At 60.2% G+C, this 15,281-nt stretch carries 11 protein-coding genes; 3 read left to right on the top strand and 8 right to left on the bottom strand.

Going from position 1 to position 15,281, the window contains the following annotated elements; all coding sequences use genetic code 11:
* Positions 1-32: 32 nt before the first annotated feature.
* Complete coding sequence (locus AADW57_RS04210) at positions 33-1,004, top strand: Bug family tripartite tricarboxylate transporter substrate binding protein (RefSeq protein WP_341668803.1); 972 nt, start codon at positions 33-35, stop codon at positions 1,002-1,004.
* Here AADW57_RS04210 and AADW57_RS04205 read toward each other — a convergent pair.
* The gene (locus tag AADW57_RS04205; protein WP_341668802.1) at positions 993-1,745 is read right to left on the bottom strand and encodes a GntR family transcriptional regulator; all 753 of its coding nucleotides are present in this window, start codon (positions 1,743-1,745) and stop codon (positions 993-995) included. The two genes, AADW57_RS04210 and AADW57_RS04205, sit on opposite strands and share 12 nt — an antisense overlap.
* Positions 1,746-1,995: 250 nt before the next feature.
* Here AADW57_RS04205 and AADW57_RS04200 point away from each other — a divergent pair, with 250 nt between their 5' ends.
* Entirely contained in the window at positions 1,996-5,610 is a 3,615-nt protein-coding gene (locus tag AADW57_RS04200) for an AAA family ATPase (protein ID WP_341668801.1), read from the top strand.
* Between the two features lie 24 nt (positions 5,611-5,634).
* Here the strand turns inward: AADW57_RS04200 and AADW57_RS04195 are convergent, their stop codons facing one another.
* Entirely contained in the window at positions 5,635-7,248 is a 1,614-nt protein-coding gene (locus tag AADW57_RS04195; RefSeq protein ID WP_341669655.1) for a phospholipase D family protein, read from the bottom strand.
* Between the two features lie 188 nt (positions 7,249-7,436).
* On the opposite strand from AADW57_RS04195, the gene AADW57_RS04190 reads away from it, so the two are divergent.
* Positions 7,437-8,351, top strand: coding sequence for a DMT family transporter (locus AADW57_RS04190; protein ID WP_341668800.1), 915 nt, complete (start codon positions 7,437-7,439; stop codon positions 8,349-8,351).
* Positions 8,352-8,398: 47 nt separating this feature from the next.
* Here the strand turns inward: AADW57_RS04190 and AADW57_RS04185 are convergent, their stop codons facing one another.
* The 6 genes from AADW57_RS04185 to AADW57_RS04160 form a co-directional block, all read right to left on the bottom strand.
* Positions 8,399-8,752, bottom strand: coding sequence for a DUF1428 domain-containing protein (locus AADW57_RS04185; RefSeq protein ID WP_341668799.1), 354 nt, complete (start codon positions 8,750-8,752; stop codon positions 8,399-8,401).
* A 227-nt stretch (positions 8,753-8,979) separates the two neighbouring features.
* On the bottom strand, positions 8,980-10,473 hold the full coding sequence (locus AADW57_RS04180; RefSeq protein WP_341668798.1) for an NAD(P)H-hydrate dehydratase: 1,494 nt from the start codon (positions 10,471-10,473) through the stop codon (positions 8,980-8,982).
* Between the two features lie 171 nt (positions 10,474-10,644).
* Positions 10,645-11,667, bottom strand: coding sequence for an XdhC family protein (locus tag AADW57_RS04175; protein WP_341668797.1), 1,023 nt, complete (start codon positions 11,665-11,667; stop codon positions 10,645-10,647).
* Positions 11,668-11,685: 18 nt separating this feature from the next.
* Positions 11,686-13,356 (bottom strand): TRAP transporter large permease, encoded by a 1,671-nt coding sequence (locus AADW57_RS04170; protein WP_341669654.1) that lies wholly within the window; start codon positions 13,354-13,356, stop codon positions 11,686-11,688.
* A gap of 11 nt (positions 13,357-13,367) precedes the next feature.
* Positions 13,368-13,976 (bottom strand): TRAP transporter small permease subunit, encoded by a 609-nt coding sequence (locus AADW57_RS04165; RefSeq protein ID WP_341668796.1) that lies wholly within the window; start codon positions 13,974-13,976, stop codon positions 13,368-13,370.
* A gap of 126 nt (positions 13,977-14,102) precedes the next feature.
* Positions 14,103-15,278 (bottom strand): xanthine dehydrogenase family Fe-S subunit, encoded by a 1,176-nt coding sequence (locus tag AADW57_RS04160; RefSeq protein WP_341668795.1) that lies wholly within the window; start codon positions 15,276-15,278, stop codon positions 14,103-14,105.
* Positions 15,279-15,281: the final 3 nt, after the last annotated feature.

The raw sequence follows: 15,281 nt of genomic DNA, 5'->3' as shown, positions 1-15,281 counted from the left end.
TCCATAAAAACCATATCCATCTGGAGACAAGCATGAAACTGAGCTATCTTTTCCGCTCCCTGGCCGTCTGTGCCGCCCTGGCACCTGTCACAGCACCGGCGCTGGCCGCCGAGACCGTCACCCTGGTCGTCAGTTCGGCGGCTGGCGGCCCCCTGGACGTATTGGGCCGGATGCTGGCGCGCGAAGCCTCTGCCACGACCGGCCAGACCATCGTGGTCGAGAACCGGGCCGGCGCGTCGGGCACCATCGCCGCCGAAACCGTAGGCCGCAGCAAGCCCGACGGCAATACGCTGCTGCTGACCCTGGATACGGTCGCCACCGCCAATCCACATATCTACCTGAAAAGCAACTTCCGACTCAGCGATTCGCTGGAACTGGTTTCTTTGCTGGGCACATTCGATCAAGTACTGGTGGTGCCCAGCAATTCGGGCATCAAGACCGCTGCCCAGTTTCTGAAAGAAGCCGGCGACAAACGCATGAACTATGGCTCTGCCGGCATAGGTTCGCCCGGACACCTGATGATGTCCGCCTTGACCCAGGACAGCGGTGTCAAGCTCGATCATATCCCTTACAAAAGCAATCCGGCCGTCCTAAACGATATGTACGGCGGCCGCATCGACAGTGGCTTTCTGGTGATTGCCGGCGTGCTGGGCGCGGTACGCGAGGGCAAGCTGACGGCGCTGGCCGTATCGGGCAATACGCGCAACTCGCTGATTCCGGATGTGCCGACCGTGGCCGAATCCAAACTGCCCGGCCTGGAAAACTTCGATGAACGCTTTGCCTATCTGGTGTTCGCGCCCAAAGGCACACCGGCCGCCAAGATTCAGTCCTGGAACACACTGCTGGCCGACATCATGAAGCGTCCATCGACCGCGCAAATGCTCCGCACGCTGGACATCCAACCCTACGCGTCGAGCACCACCAGCCCGGCACAATGGGTTCAGGAACGCAGCCAGCGCTGGAAGCGCATTATCGAAAAAGAAGGCATACGCTCAGACGGTTGAAGACGGCGACAGCTCGGTTGTGATGCTGAGATACTGAGCCGGATAGTAGACCTGCGCAGCGTACACAATCTGGCCCTGCTGATTGCGTACTGTGCGCAACAGCCGCACAACCGGCATGCCTATGTCCATATTCAGGTGCCGCGCCAGATCGGCGTCGGCCACCCGCACCGTCAGCGTCTGGCTGGCAGCATGAATCTGATCCCGAGCCAGGCGATCGAGCGCCAGCAGCACAGGCCCCTGGCAAAGGTCGGGCTGCAGACGCCAGGCTACGGCATCGAGCACATAGACGGTGCTCATGCTGTACGCCAGACCATCGGCATGATTGACCCGCATCGTCCACCAATAGGTATCCGGCACAGCCGCCCCCGCAATGTCCGCCGGCACCCTGCCCTTGCCGCTGCCCAGCTCCACCGTCACGGTATTGAGCCGGCCCAAATACGCAAGCAGCTCATCCCAGCACGTCGGCAAGGCCAACCAATGCTCCTGGGCCACATCGCCGATGACAAACGTGCCTTTGCCGCGCGTGCGTTCAATCAGTCCCTCGCGCTCGAGCTCGTCCAGCGCAGCGCGCATCGTCGCGCGCGATACGCCATATGCCTGCATCAATTGTTCCAGCGTAGGAATACGCGTTCCCACCGGCCATTCCCCCCGCTCCAGGCGCGCCCGCAAGGTGTATTTGACTTTAAGCGACAGCGGCAAGCGGGACTGCTTGCGTAATGAAGAACGGGTGGCATCGACCATACACAAACGGCATCTGGGTGTTTTTTATGAATAAGGCCACATCATAGCCTGGGCAATCTGTGGACCAGGCCCCCGTCTCCGTTCTCAGGACGTCAAAACCAGAGAAAACCCTGGTTTTCCCCCAAAAACCCGTTTACTACGTAAAAAAATGTCAGAACCCGTTTATTCTTGAAAAACTCAAAAATGACAATTAAACGGATTAGATACATTCTACTCATCATTGCTTAACTATTGATACGAGAATGGGCCTATGGATGCCTTGTCTTCAACGCCTCAAACAACGATCCAGATCCGCTTGCTGGGGCCATACCGTGTCTTAGTAAACGGTCAACCACGCACGCAGATCATCAATTACGACAAGGCCCGCATCCTTCTGTCCATGCTGGCGATGGCCCAGGGAAAACCGCTTAACCGTGGTCACCTGGCCGAAACCATCTGGCACGAAGACCCGATCAGCACAGGCCGGGCGCGCCTGCGACACGCGCTGCATGCCCTGCGTCGCGCCTTTGCCGACTGCGACGATGTGCTGCACATCAGTCACGACACGCTTTCCTTGAATCCGCAACGGGTCTTTATTGATGTGCTGGCACTGCTGCAACACGCCAGCCAACCCGCCCTAAGCGACCTGGAACGGCTGGATCTGTACGACGGCACACTGCTGGAACAAGTCAAGCTGCATAACGGTGAACGGCTACAGGACTGGCTGCTCGATGCCCAGGCACAGATACGACAAACCCTGGTCCAATGCCGCGACCGCTATGTGCAGGCCAGTCTGGCCAGCTTGCCGCCGTCCCAAGCAATGGCGCACATCAAACGCTGGCTGATGATCTGGCCCGAAGAAGAGCGGCTGCACCAGCGTCTGATCGAACTGCTCAAGCAGGAAGGACAGCACGACGCCGCTATGCAGGCCTATGAGCAATGCTCCGTACTGCTGGCGGATCGGCTCGGTTGCGAACCTAGCCCACAGACACGGCAATTGGTCTATCAGGCCGAGCGCCAGACAGAATCCAAGCACGATCATAAACCGGCCCAGACCGGCTTGAGCCTGCGCCCCCTGGCCGTGGTTGGATTCTGCCTGCGCTTTCAAGCGGGCCATCAGCATGATCGTGAACACAGCGGCGAGGTCATAGAGCAAAGCAGCCGCCTGCTCAATGCCTTGATTCAGCAACACGGCGGCTGGCTGTCCGTGGCCGGGCACAACCAGGCCCTGGCCTATTTCGGATATCCGGACCTGCTGGAGTCCCCGGTCTCGCTGGCAGCCGATCTGGCACGGGCCGCCGCAGCCCTGCGTCTGGATGACCGGATTTTACTGACCATAGGCATACACGCCGACTTGGTCATCGATGACCAATCCGGCCACCCAGACCCCTGGGGCCAATTGGCGCAGACTGTACTGCCGCTTAGCTGGCAAGCCATGCCGGGCTCCCCCAGAGTCAGTCTGCAAGCGTCACAACGTCTCTTACCCGAAGATGTGCCTGTCCCCTTGAACGGACAAGCTCATGAACTGACGCTGCGCCTTCATCGGCCCGGCGCGGATCACAGCCACCTTCCCAGTCGCATCTATGGCCGCTCCCAAGAGTTCGATCAATTGGTACAAGCCTGGGCGCAAATCGGCCCGAACCGGCCTTTGCACCACATTGCCATTCATGGCCGCGCACGCATCGGCAAAAGCCTGCTGATCCAGTCTCTGGCCGACTACGTTCAAAAAACCGACCACCCCAGCATTGCCCTGCAATGCCGTGAAGACCGCCGCCGTCAGGCCTGGCACCCCCTGCGGCTGTGGCTGCACGAGCAGTTGCTTGGCCAGATGGCCCTGGCCCCGATAGACCAATCCGACCCCTTTTCCACACAGGCGGTGCAAGCCGTTTTAGATGTCACAGCGCAACAGGCCAAAGCGTTGAGTCAGTGGCTGCAGGCGACACCCGACGAGCACGAGCAAAACGAACCCTCCACTGCTCAGATGGAGATGTTCTTCAATTTGCTCAGCGGCTTATCCGGAACGCCGCGTCGTCGCCTGCTGATTATCGAAAACATGCAGTGGGCCGATCCTCCCACCCAGAAACTGGTACGCCTGCTGGCCCATGCCACGCCTCGCAGCCCCACGCTACTGATCACATCCGGCCGCACCCCCAGCCACGGCCTGGAGCGCGCCGAACGCATGGCGCTGCGCCCGCTGGATCGAACCAGCATCAACAGCCTGCTAGGCGGTCAAAGCCGTGGGCCACGGCTCTCACGGGACAACCGCAGCCGCCTGGCCCGCCTAAGCGGCGGCAACCCGGGCCACGCCCACGACCTGCTGCGTCATCTGGAGCTGGGCAGCCCTGCCAACTGCGCCCCGTCGCTGACGGACCTGGTCTGCATCCAGTACCACACCCTGCTGCCCGCCACCCGCAGCATCCTGACCACCATTGCCCTGCATGACGATGCCATTGCCATCGAGGACATCATCGCCATGCTGAACATGAATGCCGATACGCTGGACAGCGGATTGGACACGCTGGTCACGCTGGATCTGATCGAGCGCCAAGGCCGCGAGATTGTCTGCCAGCCCCTGGTTGCACAAGCCATCCGGCAGATTGCCTTGCGCCGCGAACAGCAAAACGCGCACCAGACCATCGCCCACTACGGCATACGCCGGCGGCACGCACCCGAAGTAATCGCACAGCATCTATGTCTGGCCGAATGCGCCGATGCCGCTTTCTGGTGGCAGCGGGCAGCGCGCGAGGCATTGCACCGCCTTGATCTGCGCGATGCCAGCCTGTTCTTGCAACGCAGCCTGAACCGCAGCGAACTGATCGACGACATCCAAATACGCCACGCCTTACAGTTTGAATGCCGCATGCTGCAGGGCACGATTGAAAGCACACTATACGGCCCCGCATCCGCCTCCACGGCCATGGCCTACGAGCTGGGCCGCTACGTGCAGAACAATCATGATAATGATCAGGTCATGGTGTCGCTGTGGAGCACCTGGTCGGCGCTTCAGGCGCAAGGAAACTTCGACCAGGCCCTGCTGGTGGCCCGACAATTGCTGGCCCTGGCCAGCGAAACCGGCCATGACCAGAACCGCAGTTGGGCGCTCTACGCGATCGGGCATCTTGAACTGTGGAGAGGCAATCTACAACAGGCCGAGGAAACGCTGCACCTGAGCCTGGCCGTCCTGGAGAACCTGCCCGCCTCCAAGGGTCGGCTGGCCATTGAAGAACATTATCCACAGTGCATGACCTTGTGTACGCTGGCGGTCACGCTGGCCCTCAAGGGCGACACCACCGCCGCCTTGCAATACGTGCGCCAGGCCGTGCAAAGCCTGCGGCCCGAAATCACCTTGATCATGCGCTCGATCACCTACCTGTTTGGCATGCAGGCTCTGTATCTGACAGATCAATTGGAGGACTGCCGCCAACTGGCCGAGCAATCCCTGAAAGAACTACAAAAAGTCGGCAGCCCGGAACCCTGGTCGGCACTGGCGCGCTCGTTTCTGCATTACTGCCAAATCATGCTGTACGGACGCGAATCCAGCCTGCAGCCACTGCAGGACTGCGTACAGATCGTGCAATATGGATTGCCCATCTGCGTCGATGGCCTGATGGGGCGTATTGCGCGCGCGCTGATACGGCTAGGTCGCTACAACGAGGCCATGCCATGGCTGGACAAGGCGGCCGCGCAGGGACTGCGCTATTGCACGCACAGCTTGTCTGCCGAGCTGCACTGCATTCGCGGCGACGCCTGGCTGGCACTCGGTGAACCCGGACAAGCCAGACAGCAATGGGCGTTGGCAGAAACACACATGGAAAAGCACGGCCTGCGACTGTATGCCAGATGGATAGAAGCCCGTCGCACCGCCTTGCAGCGCCTGAAACTGTAAAACGCGACCGCGGCTATTGCGCGCCTACAAGAGCCATTCGATAGGCAGCAACGACATCACACCCACGCCGGCGCGCTTTAACAGGCCGGCCTCCGGTTCCTGATGGTAGATCCGGCGGCTGCCGTCGTCGTTCTGCTGTATCCAGATAAGTTCGCCCTGCGCATCGAGCTCGACACGATAGCTGTAATACGGAATGGCCTGGACAAAGGCCTTGGACAATTCCTGGGCCAAGGTCGGGCTTTCTATGATAAAGCCCAATTCGGTATTTAAATTGACCGAGCGCGGATCAAAATTAAACGAACCCACAAAAATCCGCTGATCATCCACTGCAAACGTCTTGGCATGCAAGGCCGAACCGGAACTGCCGAACGGCCCCGAACCGTGCTGCGTGGGACGCTCCGAAGTCGGACGCAATTCCCATAACTGCACACCGGCCCGCAACAAGGCTTTGCGCCGTTTGGCATAACCGGCATGGACGGCCGACACGTCTGTGGCGGCCAGAGAATTGGTCAACACCTGCACTTGCATGCCCGGCTTGGCCATCAGCTCTTGAAAAGCACGCACGCCCGCCTGTGTGGGCACGAAATAAGCGGACACCAGATCGACTTTGCGCTGGGGCTGACCCAGCAGGCGATCCATGCGCCAGACCAGCAAGCCTTCGGGGCTGGCCTGGCCCAGCCCTTTGGCCGGGTCGTCGCTGACCATCGTCGTACGCGCCCACTGGAAGTCCAGTTCACCCTGCATCAATTCGCCGACCAGCCCGGATTCGCGCAGCACGGCTTGATAATCCAGAGCGCGCGGCTGACGTTCGGCCTGCGCCAGTTCCTGGCGAAACGTCTGCAGCGCACGCGGTCCGTCCACCGCCACCAGCGTATCGACCGGATACGCGGAGTGACTGGCCCAATAACGGTCGAAATCGGCCGACACGTCCTGAACCACCTCGCCGATGGCCAATACATCCAGGTCGGAGAACAGCACATCCTGGGTCGCACCAAAATACTCGTCCCCTACATTGCGCCCGCCAATAATAGAAGCCTGGTTATCCACCGTGAACGATTTGTTGTGCATGCGCCGGTTCAGACGTGAAAAATCGGTCAGATAGCCCAGCGCCTTGGGCCAGCGCAGCACAAAAGGATTGAACAGGCGCACCTCGACATTAGGGTGGGCATTGAGCGCAGCCAGGGTATCATCCAGCCCGGTGATCCCATTGTCATCGAGCAGCAAGCGCACCCGCACACCCCGTTCGGCGGCCGCAAACAAGGCCCCTAACATCAGCGTGCCTGTCGTATCACCGCGCCAGATGTAGTACTGCACATCCAGGGTCTTCTGGGCGGCACGGGCCAATAAGGCCCGTGCCGCATACGCGTTATGCGGATCGTACAAAGGATAAATACCCGATAGCCCCGGGTGTGCCTGCACCAACGGCGCAATCGCCTGACCCAACGGTGTCTGTTCGGCCTGCTCCCGAGGCAAAGCAAGCGATTGACTGCGGCCCTGCAACGACGGCAAGGCACAGCCGGCCAACGCGGCCAGGCCCGCCAGAAAAACACCGCCGGCGGCCATGACGCGCCAGCGTCTGCGGGGAGCGGCAAGCGGCCGCTTGCCAAGGGTCGGTTTCTTGTCGGAGTCAGGATTCATCATGCCGTCTCTGTGAACAGAAAAGTCGGTCCACATAGTAGCACTGCATTCATGACGGCATAATTTGGTGCCACACCAACCACACAGCCTGCCCGGCAGCCAAATAGCCCTTGCAGCAATCTGCGCGACGGACAACAATGGGGCATGCACTAATGCTTTATATTTAAAATAATTATCTACCTCGCCCTGTGTCAGTCGCTTCCCTGCTTCCCCGTCATGTAGCCATTCTCCTTCTGCTGTTGCTGGGCAGCGCGTTCGCCGGCAATCACATCGCCGCCAAAGTCGCGCTGGACCACGGTACCGGACTGATCATCACCGTCATCGCCCGCTCAAGCTCGGCCACCCTGGCCCTGGGCCTGCTGTTGCTCTGGCAGCGCCAGGCGCTGCATGTGCCTCGCCGCTTTCTGGGTTGGCAGTTGCTGCTGGGCGCGCTCATTACCACGCAGTGCATGCTGATCTACTCTTCCATCGCGCGCATCCCGGTCGCCCTGGCCCTGTTGGTGGCCAATATGTACCCCATCTTGCTGGCACTGCTGACCTGGTTATTGGGCGGCCACCGCCCCACCCGCAAGACACTGACCATCATGGCCATTATTCTGGCCGGATTGCTACTGGCGCTGGATGTACCCAGCCTGTTGAGCGGTGCCACACTGGATGCCGGCTGGATGCTGGGCGTGGCCTGCGGCCTGGGCACCGCACTGGTTTTTGCTATAGGCTTGTGGGTTACCGAAAACAAACTCTCGTCCCTGCCCGGCTCGGTGCGCAGTTTCTGCACGATCAGCCAGACGCTGGTGCTGTTGATCGCCCTGAGTCCGTTCGGGCTGCTTCCAGGGGGGGCGTCCTTGCCCCACAACCCGCAAGGCTGGCTGGCCCTGTCCATCGTCTGTCTGTTGTATACCGCTGGTTTTGTGACCCTGTTCGTGCTGGCTCCCCGGCTGAACCTGTCACGCAACGCCCCGTTTTTGAACATCGAACCCGTGGCCTCGCTGCTGCTGGGCTGGATCATCCTGCAACAAACTTTGAATCCGACCCAATTGCTGGGCGGCGCGGTCGTGCTGAGCGGCATCGTGCTGCTGGCCTACCAGCGCACTACGCGCGCCTAGCCCAACGCCGGCCGCAACATACTGCCGGCCGGCTTCTGCCACTGTCTTCAGGCATCCAGAATAGGCACAAACCCACCAAAAATCATGCGTTTGCCATCGAACGGCATGTTTTGGCTCATGGCCTGCATGCGCGGATCATCCGACATTTTCTGGTAGACCGTATCGCGCACCTCTTTAGACGGATACTCGAACCAGCTGAACACCACTTCCTCGTCGTCTTTGGCTTGCACAGCACGCCGGAAATCGGTGATTTTGCCATCGGGCACATCATCGCCCCAGCACTCGACCACGCGGCTGATGCCCATCTCCTTGAAAACAGGCAAGGCCTGGGTGGCATGCTGCAGATACTGCTCTTTATTGGCCTTGGGAACGGCCGCAACAAAACCTTCTACGTATTTCATCCTGTTCTCCTGATCAGGGTGCGGTCCCGGCCGATCCGGAACCACCGCCGGAGCGCCTGAATCGGCACCGGCATCCTCCCCTGCATGTCCTGACTTGTGTCACGCATGGCGCGTGGGCAGGCTACTGAAGCTGACATGGATATGAACGTCGAAGCTTCGATGATAGAGCCAATCTGGGTCGTGTTTGCTGGGGACTATCCCTAAGCAAGCGTCCCGACCGACTCCCATCAAGGCTGGCACACCGAATTTTGATACATTCCTTGCAAAACCCCAGGCAGCGCCTGCAACAGATCTTCCGGAATCAAACCCGGCCCGTAAGCCAGTGCCGCTTGAGAATGCAGCCAGACGGCGGCTCCGGCGGCCTCGAACACAGGCATGCCCTGCGCCAGCAAACCACATACCAGCCCGGCCAACACATCTCCGCTGCCCCCCGTGGCCAGCCAGGGCGGGGCGCACGCATTGACCAGCACCCGCCCGTCCGGGGCGGCAATGACCGTATCCGCGCCCTTCAAGACGACCACCGCTCCGCACAGATGGGCTGCATCGCGCACCGCCTGCAAACGATCCGTCGGTCTCGGGAACAAGCGGGCAAACTCGCCCGCATGCGGCGTCAATACGCATTGCCCATGCAGCGCCTGAAACAATTCGGAGGGGTGATCGGCAAAACTGCTTAAGGCATCGGCATCCAGCACGCAGGCACGCCCCGTCGCCAACAATTGCATCACCAAACGGCGCGTCGCCTCGCCCAAGCCTGCGCCCGGCCCGATCAGCCAGGCGCGAATGCGCTCGTCCTGGATTGCCAGGTCGTGCAGCGGTGCCACCATAATGCTATCCAAGGCACCGGCATAAATGCTCCAGACCGATTCAGGAACGATCAGGCTGACCAGTCCCGCACCAGCGCGCTGCGCCGCCCGTGCCGCCAGCCGCCCCGCGCCTGTCATGCGTTCCCCGCCGATCACCACCGCATGGCCACGCGTGTACTTATGACTGCCCCACGCCAGAGACGGCCATTGCGCCTGCCATGACGCCGGTTCGTTCAAGCAGGTGTCGGCCGCTTCCAGGGCTGCTGATGGCATGCCGATATCGGCCAATTCCAGATGTCCGCACAACGCGCGCCCCGGATACAACACATGGCCCGGTTTGTAGCGCACAAAGGTCACCGTGACCTGCGCGGGCGCAGCCACGCCATGCACCAGGCCTGTTGCGCCATCCAGCCCGGACGGCACATCAATGGCGCAAACGGGTGTATCGCTTGCCGCCAAGGCTTGAATCAATTCGGCAAGCGGTCCCTGCACCGGCCGATCCAACCCGGCCCCCAGCAGCCCATCCACGACCACGGAAAAATCGGCCAGGGCCGGGCAAGATGTCTCCCAGGGCCCTTGCCATTGGGCTTGCGCCCAGGCCGCCGCACCGCGCCGCAGCGAAGGTTTGACCGGGCTGAAAACCCTGACATCCCGCCCCTGCTCACGCAGAATGCGCGCCGCCACCAGGGCATCGCCACCGTTATTGCCCGCCCCGCACACGACAAGCACCGGTCCCTGCGGCCAATGGCGCTGCACAGCCTGAGCCACCGCCAGACCGGCAGCCTGCATCAACTGTTCGATAGACGCCCCCAAGAGCGGAGCAGCCGCATCCATGCGGGCGCACTGAGCGGGGGTATACAAGGCCTGACACCCAGGCGGAGCACTGACAGGTAAAAAACCGTGTACAGAAGATGACATGATGAGCTCGCGGTAATACGCCAGGCCCTAGCCTAAACCCGCGAGGCGCTGTTTGTCATGACATCCCCGGACAAAAAAGCGCACAGACAGCTACCTGAACAGTGCCGCCCGTCAACACATGGGCGATTGCACCAGCCTCGCTCCAGGCCATCGTCACCGGGCCAGGCATCTTCAAGCCGACAGCTGTTCTTGCCTGTCCTTGACCGACCCGACCGACAGCTCGCGCGGCACATCCACCCCGTTCTTGACCGCAATAATCTCGGCCATAATGCTGACCGCAATCTCGGCCGGCGTCTTGCTGCCCACATACAAGCCGATCGGCCCCTTCAGACGGTCGATCTCCTGAGCCGTCAAATCGAAATACTCGGCCAGCCGTTCGCGCCGGCTCTGATTATTGCGCCGCGAGCCGATCGCGCCCACATAAAACGCGCTGCTTTTCAGTGCCTCCAGCAACGCCATATCGTCCAATTTGGGATCATGCGTCAGCGCGACCACCGCCGTGCGGCGATCCGGCACACAGGCAATGACCTCGTCATCCGGCATGCCACGCACCACGCGCACACCCTCGACACTCCAGCCATCGATATGTTCACAACGCGGATCGCAGACCGTCACATCGAACCCATTAAACAAAGCCACGGTGGCCACATATTCGGACAACTGCCCGCCCCCTATCAGCAACAGACGGTACGCCGGCCCAAACGTCACCGACAAACGGTGCGGGCTTAGATGCAGGGCCGCGGGCACACGGCTTGCCTCGCACCAGGCCCGGCCGCTGTCCAGATCCACGTGGCGTTGCACCAGGTGCCGCTGCTCCAGCAAGGCCAATATGTGGTTAAGTGCCTGTGGACAGGGATCGAACTCCACCAGCAAGCGAATCGTCCCGCCGCAAGGCAGGCCAAAACGATGCGCTTCGTCGGCGCTGATGCCATACGTCAACAGGCGCGGACCGCCCTCGCCGTGCAGCCGGCTGTCTGTCGAGTGCGTGTCTTGATAGGCGCGGATCAAATCATCTTCGATGCAGCCACCGGACACAGATCCGACCACGGCTCCCCCTTTTTCCAGGGCCATGATCGAGCCTTCTGGACGCGGCGACGACCCCCAGGTCTGGACCACCGTCACCAAAATCGCCTGACGACCCTGCTCCCGCCAGTCGCGCAACTGACGCAGTACCCTGACATCCACACTTTCCATTGCCGCCCCCTGATTTTTTTATTTGAATACAGGCACTGCATCGCCGGCACCGTCGAATGGACTGGCATCCATCCCATAGGCATCCTGCATATCGATACTGACGGTACTGGGATCAACCGGCGTCCCACCGCCCTTGTAATGAGTCACCAAGCCAGGAAAGAGCAACACGATGGCCACCATAATGAGCTGAATGCAGATAAACGGCACCGAACCCCAATAAATGTCCCCTGTCGCGACCCTGGCAATCTTGTCCCCGGTCACCTTGTCTACATAGTCCTCCTTGGGAGCCACCGAGCGCAAATAAAATAGTGCGAAGCCAAATGGTGGATGCATAAAGGATGTTTGCATATTAACGGCCAACAGCACGCCGAACCATATAAGGTCTATCCCCATCTTGTCAGCCACCGGTCCGAGCAAAGGCACGATGATGAACGCGAGTTCGAAAAAATCCAGGAAAAACGCCAGCACAAAAACCAGCACGCTGACCAGAACCAGAAAACCGTACTCCCCGCCGGGCAGATCAATCAGCAGATGCTCCACCCACAGATCCCCGTCCACGCCACGGAAGGTCAGCGAAAAAATGGTCGAACCGATCAGGATGAACATGACAAAGCAAGACAACTTGGCCGTGGTATCCATCGCCTGCTTGAGCAGATCCACGCTCAATCGACGGCGGCTGATCGCCATCAGAATAGCCCCCACCGCCCCCATCGCCCCGCCTTCGGTCGGTGTGGCAATACCCAGAAAAATCGTGCCCAACACCAGAAAAATCAACGCCAGCGGCGGAATCATCACAAAGGTCACGCGCTCGGCCAGCCTGGACAGCAACCCCAACTTGAGCCACTTATTCAGCAAGGCCAACGCAAACGCAACGCCGCCCACCAACAAAATCCCGATGACGACTTTCTCGTCGATCGGACCATTGGGATCGATGATATATTCATCAAGCACATAGGCCGCGCTCAGAGAAATCAAGAGCAACACGACCAGCGAACGCGCACCGGTACGGCCACGGGCATCCGCATAGCTGCGGTGTTCCAGTGGAATGGGCGGCACATCCTTGGGACGCAGCAAGGCCAACAGCAATACATAAATAATGTAGGCTGCCATCAGGAAAAAACCAGGCAACATGGCCCCGCGATACATATCACCCACGGAACGCCCTAGCTGATCGGCCAGCACAATCAACACCAGCGATGGCGGAATAATCTGCGATAACGTGCCCGAAGCAGCGATCACACCCGTGGCCAGACGACGGCTATAGCCGTAACGCAGCATGATGGGCAAAGAAATCAGCCCCATGGAAATCACCGAAGCCGATACTACGCCGGTGGTGGCCGCCAGCATGGCCCCCACTGCCACTACGGCGATTGCCAAGCCACCAGGCATAGAGCCGAACAATTGACCTATGGTGTCCAACAAGTCCTCGGCCATGCCCGAGCGCTCCAGGATCAGGCCCATGAAGGTAAAGAAAGGAATAGCCAACAGCGTATCGTTGGCCATGATGCCGAACACGCGCAGCGGCAGAGCCTGAAACAAGGACCAGTTGAACAAGCCCAGTTCCACCCCGATCAAGCCGAACACCATGCCGTTGGCGGCCAGAGCAAAAGCCACCGGAAAGCCCAGCAGCAGAAACACAATCAGCGACGCGAACATCACCGGAGCCATATTGGCGACAAATAAATCCATCATGATGAGGTTCAGCCTTTCTGTTGTTGCTCGAATTTGGCTTGCGCCTGCCGCGCGATATCCTCGGCCAGCAGCTCTTCCGGGCTTTTGTCCAGCAGCTTCTTGTTGGGATTGGGGCAGAGGCCGCGCAGAAACCCGATGCACTTGATCAGGTGCGAGACTCCCTGCAAGGAAATCAGCGCGAAACCGACGGGAATGATCAGCTTGGCCGGCCAGCGGATCAGGCCACCCGAATTGGACGACAGCTCATGCGTCACATACGAATCCATGAATACAGGCCAGGACAGAACCATGATGGCCAGGCAAGCCGGCAGCATGAACAAGAGCACGCCCACAATCTCGATAACGATCTGCTTGCGCTCGGATAGACGAGCCGCCAGCACATCGACGCGGACATGTTCATTGCGCAAAAACGTGTAGCCGCCGGTCAGCAGAAACAAGGCACCGAACAAATACCACTGCGCCTCGAGCCAGGCGTTTGAACTCATATCAAAAAATTTGCGCGATATCGCGTTCGACGAGCTGATCAGCACCACGATCAAGACCAACCACATGACTGTGCGACCACACCATCGGTTCAGGCTGTCTATCGCCCTGGACAGTTTCAGTAAAAATTGCATCAATCCCCCAGATTTTCTGCGTTGAAAGTAGTGGCATGCCGTATACAACCCCGCATGCGACCGGCCTTGCGCACCGCCATGCGCTCCCGACCAGGAGCCACGGCGGGCCGCGCCCGCCTGGCGAGCTCAAGATCGTCGGAAGAAACCCTTGAAGCGGTCCCACAGAATGCTGAAAAACATCCTGACCGGATTGAACTGCGCCACGGCGGGCTGCTCGCCCTGGGCCAAGGGTTTTTCCAGGCGCAGATTCACGTTCTTGCCGAATTCAGCGATCATGCGGCGGACAAAATCCTGAACCAGTCCGGAGCGGGAGAACTGCGCCAAGGGCCCTTGCAGCGCATACACCAGCTCCACACTGACCCGGCTTCCGGTCTCTCCTTGCGCCGTGACTTGATACTGGACATCGCCACGCGCCCGCGACTGGCTGAGCGAATCGACGCCCTCGCCGCGCAATACGGCGGTGCGGTGCGCTTCATCCCGCTCCAAGGTGGCATGGCCTTTAAAGGCGGCCGACATGGGACCGAACTTGATAGCGATCTTGCCCTGCACGCTCGCCCCTTCCTGAGACTCGATGACGGCCCCCGGCAAGCACGCGGCCACTTGGGGCAAATCCGTCATGAACGCCCAGACCTGAGCGGCGGGAAAACCAGCATCAAAGCCACCTTGTATGGCCTGACCCTTGCCTTTTTCCCCACTGCCCGCATCCGCCGCCACAGACTCCACTGTGGACACTTCCTCCTGATCCGCCTCGAAAGTGACAAAACCACCTTGGGTCCAGTCCTGCTGCACATGCTGAACCACGGCGGCGCGCAAGGCCTGAACCTGATCGTCGGGCTGTTCGCGCAGCGCCTGGAGCACGGACAGAATGGCCGCCGTAATTCCCTGATAGCCGGTACAGCGACAAATATTGCCGGACAGCTCGATGCGTACCCGGGCCTCGTCGGCTTCGGGCAGGCGCAACACAATATCGCGACTGGTCGCCAACATGCCGGGCGTGCAAAAACCGCACTGCAAGGCATGGTGTTCGGAAAAAGCGCTACGCAGCCGCAGCATGATGGGGTCGTCGTCATAGCCTTCGACGGTCCTTACCTCGTGCCCCTCGCACGCGCCGGCAAACGTAATACAGGAGCGCACCGGACGGCCGTCCACCAGGACTGTACACGCACCGCAAACACCATGCTCGCAGCTCAGATTCGTGCCGGTCAGCCGGCTTTTTTCGCGAATGAAATCACCCAGATGAGTACGCGCTTCGGCCTGGTGCGATTGCTTACGGCCGTTTATTTGGATGGAAATCTCTGCCATGTC

The sequence above is a fragment of the Alcaligenes sp. SDU_A2 genome, assembly GCF_038237375.1.
GTDB lineage: Bacteria > Pseudomonadota > Gammaproteobacteria > Burkholderiales > Burkholderiaceae_B > Alcaligenes.
This window is presented reverse-complemented; position numbering and strand designations above follow the sequence as displayed.

Coding starts and splice junctions, on each gene's coding strand:
- AADW57_RS04185 (WP_341668799.1), bottom strand. CDS start 8,752: ATGAAATACGTAGAAGGTTTTGTTGCGGCCGTTCCCAAGGCCAATAAA.
- AADW57_RS04160 (WP_341668795.1), bottom strand. CDS start 15,278: ATGGCAGAGATTTCCATCCAAATAAACGGCCGTAAGCAATCGCACCAG.
- AADW57_RS04175 (WP_341668797.1), bottom strand. CDS start 11,667: ATGGAAAGTGTGGATGTCAGGGTACTGCGTCAGTTGCGCGACTGGCGG.
- AADW57_RS04165 (WP_341668796.1), bottom strand. CDS start 13,976: ATGCAATTTTTACTGAAACTGTCCAGGGCGATAGACAGCCTGAACCGA.
- AADW57_RS04205 (WP_341668802.1), bottom strand. CDS start 1,745: ATGGTCGATGCCACCCGTTCTTCATTACGCAAGCAGTCCCGCTTGCCG.
- AADW57_RS04170 (WP_341669654.1), bottom strand. CDS start 13,356: ATGGATTTATTTGTCGCCAATATGGCTCCGGTGATGTTCGCGTCGCTG.
- AADW57_RS04180 (WP_341668798.1), bottom strand. CDS start 10,473: ATGTCATCTTCTGTACACGGTTTTTTACCTGTCAGTGCTCCGCCTGGG.
- AADW57_RS04195 (WP_341669655.1), bottom strand. CDS start 7,248: ATGAATCCTGACTCCGACAAGAAACCGACCCTTGGCAAGCGGCCGCTT.
- AADW57_RS04200 (WP_341668801.1), top strand. CDS start 1,996: ATGGATGCCTTGTCTTCAACGCCTCAAACAACGATCCAGATCCGCTTG.
- AADW57_RS04210 (WP_341668803.1), top strand. CDS start 33: ATGAAACTGAGCTATCTTTTCCGCTCCCTGGCCGTCTGTGCCGCCCTG.